This window comes from uncultured Anaerovibrio sp. (genome assembly GCA_902786545.1).
Lineage (GTDB): Bacteria > Bacillota > Negativicutes > Selenomonadales > Selenomonadaceae > Anaerovibrio.
This window is the reverse complement of record CADACU010000059.1, coordinates 1-7666: the sequence shown is the minus strand read 5'-3', so window position 1 is coordinate 7666 and position 7666 is coordinate 1. Positions and strand designations below refer to the sequence as shown.

Genomic DNA, 7666 nt, shown 5'->3' with positions numbered 1-7666 from the left:
CAGCGGCCACCAATTACCCGTTTTGCAATGATTGTTTTGCTTTCTTTTGAAACTGATGAATCGGCATCATACTGGGCGAATACATCCTCATAGTTGAATGTATTCTCCTCAGCCTTCACATAGCCGATGTCATGATCACCATCAAAATGCAGCTCATTCTGTTTCGTTGGCGTCCAAGCCAACCAAGGCGTTTCTTCATCATCAAAATTCGGGTCGCCCTTCTGCATAAACTGCTCAATATATTTAAATAACTGCGTCCCCAAATACTCAGCACCAAAATTCTCGAAGAAGTCATTCTCTCGCTTCCAAGGAAATTTGTATTGGTCTGACAGGAAGGACAGATATACTCCGTGCAACGCCCCATAACGATGGACGAATTCCTCACTAAAGTTCTTGGCGTTATGTCCGTAACAAAATCTACCTACATAAATAGGCGCCTTCAAATGTGGGTAAAGCCCTTTGGCCATTTGGTGGGAACTAAAATGTCTGAAAAGCAGGCTGCCATATTTTGTGCATAATTCCTTATCCCGATCCAAAGCTTCATCGGCCGGGTCATCCCTGTAGCGCTGTTTGAACCACGAATCCACACCAGTGAATACACTGAATTCGTCCGAGCTGCAAAAGGCCAAAAGGGGAACCGACTTCAAATCAGCTGTATCAAACCCTGTTTCCGGCAGGACCTTCCCATCCCGATATAAATGAGGAAAATCTGCCATGCGGCCGCCCGCCATTGGAAATAAGCTTATAACACGCGTTTCAGCGAGCCCCATCAGCCAATTTCTGGCCGTTTTTCGATCCTCCTCCGTCTCAGATAACAACCATGCCTCCGCCTCTTCCTGGGTTTCCCGCATATGATCCTCCACCGCCAATAGTGCAAATTTCTGAGCAAATATTTTTCGGGATGGTTCTGGATCGGTAAGTGTCAAACCAGCGCTAAAAGCAATTATCCGATGAAAAAGTCCCCGTGCCATTGGGCAAATCATCAGTAGAACGGCGACGCGCCCGCCACTGGACAGGCCACTGATGGTCACATTCCCTGGGTCACCTCCAAAAGACTCAATGTTACGCTGGATCCAACGCAATGCCGCTATAATATCCAACAGTGCGTAATTGCCACTGTCCTCCTCCGTATCACCAGTATTAAGAGCCGGCAGCGGATTGAATCCAAATGCCCCCATTCGGAACTCTACCCCAACATGAACCGCTTTAATCGTCTCACAAAACTTATTTCCCAGCCATTCCTCCGCACTGCCAATCTGGAAGCCACCGCCATGAAAATATACCATGACCGGAAGCTTGTCTTTTGTTGAATTAGGGCGGCATACATTAAGGGTCAGTCGGCCTTCCACCCCAAAGGACTTGTCCCCCAAGAATTGCAGATTTTTTTCGCCAGGCTTTGTACAGTTCATGACCCGTTCGATAAACGGCGCTGGCTGTGGCTTTTTCCAACGATTCTCCCCAGCGGCAAACGCCCCATAGGGAACACCAAACCACTGAATTACTCCGTGCAGCCGCTCCAGTGAGCCACGCACCTTGCCGTTTTCCACTGGTACAATGAGGGGAAACCTAGGTGGGGTATGGAGTCTTCCCAGCAGCTGCAAAATCAGGTTGCGGCGTTCCAAAAAGGATTCCTTGAACTCGGCCGCCTCTTCACTGGCAATCGCTTCGTCGGAGAAATCACCTGTTTCCGGATCCAAAAAATATTTGAGATCATCCCCTGCCTTCAACGCAATCTCCAAATAGCTATCCAAAGTCATTCCCACCAAATATCCATAATCCTGCAAGGTCCTGAAAATATCCCCGATACTACGATATTCCTTCAGAGCATCCAAAGCTTCCTTATCCGCACAGAGGACTTTTGCCAAACGATTAAAGAAATATATTTCTCTTGTTTCCTTGTTTTTCATGCATTCCCATCCTCCCTACAAAACTATGGAGTCCATATCTGATACCCCATCCTTTTAATGGGGGATCTGACATTATTTCTTCATGTCAGCTTTTTCTTGATGGTCAATATATTACATCCATCCTGATATGTATAGGTCATATCATCAACTTTTTTCTTGGTCAGGAAAATACCCAGACCGCCCACCTGGCGGTCATCCAGGGACAATTCCAGGTCCGGTTCTGGATTTTTCAGTGGATCATATTCCCTTCCTTCATCAATAAAGGCAATTTCAATTTCAGCTGGGCTGTGGAAAATCTTACCACTGATTTTGACCATGCCCCCTGGCTCATCATAGGCATAATCTGCAATATTGACGAATATTTCCTCTCCCACCAGGCAGAGCTGTTTTCCCGCCAAGTCAGATCCATTGGCATCTGTATTCAGCTTTCTTATAAAGTCCAGAACCTTCGGCAGTTCATCCACCGAGGCGGATACTGTCAGTTCTCTTGTGATGTCTTTAAAGTTTGCGTTTTTCACTGCCAAATCATAGTCCTTTTTCTCAATATATTTTAATGCCAACATGGTAATATCATCCGACTGCTCAGCCGAACCCACATGAGTGCTTACCACCTGTCTAACCGTGCTGATGATATCCGCCGGCTCCGCTAAGAATGATATCGCCGCCAGAGTCCTTTCCAGCCGGTTACCGGCAAAACGCTGTCCTGACTCATTCATGGCCTCAGTTATGCCGTTCGTATAGAGAAACAGGCCGTCACCAACCGCCAAATGAATTGTTTTTTCCTCGTATTCAATCCCCGGAATACTCCCCAGCAACGGAATTTTTAGCGGGGATGGTAAATAAGACAGTTTATTGTCATGCCATATAAACGGTTGAGCGTGACCTGCATTGACATACGAAAACCGTCCATCAACCAGGTTAAGAACTCCCACAAAGGCCGTTACCGACAAATTTGCTTCATTTTGGGCAACCAGCTGGTCATTGGCTACAGCTATTGCCCTGGCCAGATGCCCTGCTTCATCGGTACCTCCTTTAAGCTCCATCATAATACAGCTTTTTAGCACCGTGGTGGCTATGGCCATAAATAGTGCCGCTGAAACACCTTTGTCGGATACATCGGCTATGGTTACCACCAAATTATCATCATTCAGATAATAATAATTATAAAAATCGCCACCTACTTCCTTAGCCGGACTCATTACCGCCGCTAATTGTACGGTGTCCTGCACCAACAGAGGTTCCGGCAATAGGCTGGCCTGAATCCGGGCCGCCATATCCAGCTCTGCTTCCAGCCGTGAATTTTCCACCACAGTATTGGCAATGTCCTGTTCATAACCAGCCAGCTTCTCAGTCATATCGTTAAAGGTGTCCGCCAGCTGTTCCAATTCATCGCCTGTATCTACCTCAATTTTATTTGAAAAATTCCCTTTAGCTATCGCCCTGGTACCTGCCATCAATTTTTGGATAGGCCGGTAAAAATGATCAGCGCCCCGTTTGCTGACATGGGATACCAATTTAAATAATACGACCAGTATGAACAGTGCCATTACCCCAAAGCCTATAAAAAGCATTGTGAAGGCTCGTCTGAAATCTGTCATTCGATTCATCATCCGCTTCTGCCCATGTTCAGCAGCTGCAGTCACTATGTCCTTTTCCACCAGCGTAGCCACGCTCCAGCCCATATTGGAAATTGGTGCATAATATAGATAATATTCTTCGTTGTCCAGCCTTACTTTCTGATAGCCGGTCTGTCCCGACATCATATTTTGAGCCAGCGTAGCCAACCCCTCAACCGAACTGTTTCGCAAATCCTGATTATTTTCATCCGGTACCAGGAGCTGTTTGGGCAGGGATGAAATCAGAACTTCACCAGAAGGCCCCAGTATAAAGCTTTTGGTTATATTTCCCTGCTCCATTGGCAAAAAATTAAAAGGTGAACAGTCAACTACAACCACACCAGCCACCTGTCCGGTGTTATCATAATAGGAGCGTACACAAGAAACCACCGGCTTGCCGTCAGATCCGGTATATACTTGTGTAAATATCGGCTTTGTACTGTTTTCACCCAACTGATACCAATACCGTTCCTGTGCATCATAGCTATAACGCCACGGGGCTTTACTTAGCCGGGACAACTCGCCATCCTCCTCCGGAATATCCAATCGGATGACATAGCCTTTTTTTGAACCAATACATATGCATTTATAATATTTCCCCATAATGTCTATACTGCTGGTTATATTGGACATCAGCCGGATTTCCTGCTCAAGCTCCGGTGACACGCCGGCTTCCACCAATCTTGGACTGTAATGAACATATGGGGTTCCTGCCAAAACATCATCATACAAGGCATTTGGCAATGTTACCGGTGAAAATTTTTCCGGTGAACTAAGAATACTGGTCAGCTCCCCTGACAAATATTCCACATCCTCCTGCACCGCTCCTGCCTCATAGCCAATTATATCGGCGCGAATTTTTACTTCATTATCCAACTGGTCCTTGGTCTGTTCCTTTGCAAAATCCGTAGTATACGCAGAAACCAACTGAGCCAGATTGTTTCCCTTGGTATCAATGGCTTCGTACAGGCCAGTCATTCCATAGAGAAGTGGCCCCACCAGAAACAGCAGGCTCAAGCCACATCCGGCCAATATGAGCAGAAACAGTTTTCGTTGAATACTCACCTTAAACCCGCTCCCTTAAAACATAACAAGTTATGAAGTATGACTTAAACATAATGCATTGCCAGCACAGTAATATCATCCGACTGGTCAGCATCCTGCCGGTGGTTTATTACAGCCTTGGCCACGGTATCAATAACGGTGGCCGGAGGAACATCTCCTGACAATTCGGTCAACACCTGCTCCAACCGGGCCAAAGAAAACAGCTGACGCCCTTTATCCATAGCCTCTGTCACTCCGTCAGTATACATAAATAATAAGTCCCCTGACGAGAGTTGAATACTGTTCTGGGTAAATTTAAAGCCATCCATAATCCCCAGCATCGGGGCCTTCATTTTCGGTAGTTCAGAAACACCCGACGACCGGCACAGCAAAGGCGTATTATGACCCGCATTAACATAAATCAATTCACCGCTTCTAATATCCAGCACTCCGACAAATACGGTTACAAATAAGCCTTCATTATTGTTTTCTGCCAACTGATCATTGGCTTGTTGGACTGCCTTGGCCAAATCCCCCTCGCCGTGGGCCAGAATAGCGTTTTTCAAAACAGTTTTGGCCACTACCATAAAGATGGCAGCTGGTATCCCCTTGTCAGAAACATCAGCTATAGTCAAAACCAAATGATGTTCATCTATGAAATAATAATCATAGAAATCGCCCCCAACCTCCTTGGCTGGTTTCATAACTCCATAAAGAGAAAAGCGGTCATTAGAAGGGAAATCCTTGGGAAGGATACCCTGCTGGAGAGCTGCCGCCACATCCAGACCAGCGGTAATCTTGGCTTTTTCTTCCGTCAGTTTCCTCAATTCCCTGATATAATCAGCCAGCTCATCAGTCATGACATTGAAACTGCCCGCCAATTCCTCTATTTCATCATTTGTTTTAATATCAAGCCTATCATCAAAATTACCTTTAGCTACCCGTTCTACGCCATCCGACAGAGCCTTGATCGGTCGGGATAGTTTTTTTGCCCAATACCAGCTAACCAAGCTGAGCATCACTAAAAGCAGGCCAAAGGACCACGCCATCGTGGTGCGCAACCGAGGAAACAGTGATGGAATAATTTCCTTGATTTCCTCCATATCCCGTCCCACAACCAATCCAATATTTTGGGACTGATTGTAAATCGTTTCCAATTCAACCAGCTCTCCCATGCTCCAGCCCTGCTCCCCAATTGGGGCATATACCAAATAATATTCCTGTCCGTTTTCTTCAATAATTCCCGAACCACTTTCCCCAGCCGCCATAGCATTTGCTACCTTCGCCAAAGCCTGGTTGTCAGACTGGCGCAAATCAATATCCGGACGATTGGACATAAAGCTGCCGAACTGTGACGAGGAAAAAATTACCTGTCCCTGCTGGTTTATGATAAAGCTGATTTCATCATCATTTTGCATCTGCTGGGCAATTTTTTTAAAAAACACCCCCGGCTCAACAGCCATCCCAACCACTCCGGCAAAGCCTTTATCATCATGATATGGCATCACACAGCCAACCAGATAGGTAGATCCTAAACCAGTGTACAGTGGCGTATAAACAGGATAAGTTACTTTCTTTTCCGCATCAGCCTGCTTCCCCCATTTATACCATGCCCTATCTCGAACATCATAACTGGCTGTCATGGCTTCCGCCGGCAACCCGATTTGCTCCTTATCGTTGTTCAAAACATCCATCCGTATGCTCCAGCCTTCCTTGGAGCCGATATACAAATAAATAGGTACCACATCATAGCTTGCAGTCAGATTTTCCATAGTATGTTCCATGGTGAAAGCCTGCTGAACCAGTTTGGATGGTATATCCCCCTCCGGTCCGGGCAAATAAAACATTTCCCGGGAATGAACCACCTCATAACGGGGATCATGCATCGCCGGAGTTCGGTCCGGCAAATTGGTCTCGGTCATTTTACTCGCCGCAGTCATTTTCTCGGCCAGTATCAGCACATCGCCCTCCATTTCACCCATAATGGAGTCGATACGATGTGCCTTTAGGCGAAGAATCGCTTCCATCCGCTGTCGTAGCTGTGCTGTAGCAAAATCCTCCGCCTCATCGGTAACAGTCCCTACCAAATAAGTAGAACGACTATCCAACATATTCTCCGCCTGATTAAGCCCGGATAGCAGCAAGCCACCCAAGCACAAGCAGGTCAGCAACCCCGCCGAACCAATAAAAAGCAGGGCCTTTTGCTGAATATTAAGCTTCATAGACCCTACCCTCCTTTTCACAATCTGCCCCCATGAATATGTCAATATGCCTTTTGGGGCATGACCTGATTTTTTTTTATGACAGCGAATCGATAGAATCAAACATATCCACCAATACATCCATATTGGCGTCCTCCAATACTTCCTTGACAAAGCCGGTAGCTCCACAAATAGAATATGCCTTGCCATCTGCCTTGGCTTTTTTGGCTAATCGCAATAATATACGCAGGCCTGCACTGGAAATATATTCCAAACCAGCTAAATCCACGCTCAGCTTTTCACTTCCAGCCAATAAACTTTCCCCTTGTTTGCCAATTTCCTCGGCAGTAATTCTATCCAGACTGCCAGTCAGGGATAATATGTGCCAACCTTTTTGTTCACTTGTTGTATACTGTACAGTTTCCATAATAAATTTCTCTCCTCCTGTATTGATATAATAATTTGATCTGACCCATTTTTTAAAAAATCATATATAAATTACTTCTACATCACTTGCCAAATTCCCCCTTTATAATAATAAAAAATAGCTCGTTACATAATTTAGTATAAGTCCATATCCAAATTACATAACGAGCTTTAATTATATCTTTTTATACTGTTTGGTTTACCACATTCTTCGTAAGGTAACCGCCGCCATTATGTCCTTGTCATGGGCACCCTTTTGCAAAGACAAATCTCCGGACAGGGTCCAGCCCGGCTCAAATTCCGCCTCGCCGCCAATGGACATAACAAAGTGGGTTCTGTCCTGCTGGCCCCGCATTTCATAGGTGTCAGCCTCATTGCCGGCATAGCTGTAGGTAAGCCGTGGATCAGCCCCGCTAAAGGCATGCTTCACGCCCAGCCGCAGAGCGTAGCTGCCATCGGTGAGATACCGTTT

At 46.0% G+C, this 7666-nt stretch carries 5 protein-coding genes; all 5 read right to left on the bottom strand.

The features are described from left to right. Positions 1-1907, bottom strand: a 1907-nt coding sequence (locus tag QZV24_RS09495; protein ID WP_294523252.1) for a carboxylesterase family protein, incomplete at its 3' end; no start/stop codon positions are given. 80 nt (positions 1908-1987) lie between these two features. Next, complete coding sequence (locus QZV24_RS09490; protein ID WP_294523250.1) at positions 1988-4588, bottom strand: SpoIIE family protein phosphatase; 2601 nt, start codon at positions 4586-4588, stop codon at positions 1988-1990. A 44-nt stretch (positions 4589-4632) separates the two neighbouring features. Then, positions 4633-6789 carry a SpoIIE family protein phosphatase gene (locus tag QZV24_RS09485; RefSeq protein ID WP_294523248.1) on the bottom strand — a complete coding sequence of 719 codons (2157 nt, stop codon included), beginning with the start codon at positions 6787-6789 and terminating at the stop codon, positions 4633-4635. A gap of 76 nt (positions 6790-6865) precedes the next feature. Next, positions 6866-7195: an STAS domain-containing protein gene (locus tag QZV24_RS09480; protein WP_290657227.1), complete on the bottom strand. Its 330-nt coding sequence runs from the start codon at positions 7193-7195 to the stop codon at positions 6866-6868. A 198-nt stretch (positions 7196-7393) separates the two neighbouring features. Beyond that, positions 7394-7666: autotransporter outer membrane beta-barrel domain-containing protein (locus QZV24_RS09475; protein ID WP_294523245.1), on the bottom strand; the 273-nt coding region annotated here is incomplete at its 5' end.

Bases quoted from the DNA above. Each gene is read 5' to 3' on its own strand.
- QZV24_RS09485 (WP_294523248.1), bottom strand. From the start codon at position 6,789: ATGAAGCTTAATATTCAGCAAAAGGCCCTGCTTTTTATTGGTTCGGCG.
- QZV24_RS09480 (WP_290657227.1), bottom strand. From the start codon at position 7,195: ATGGAAACTGTACAGTATACAACAAGTGAACAAAAAGGTTGGCACATA.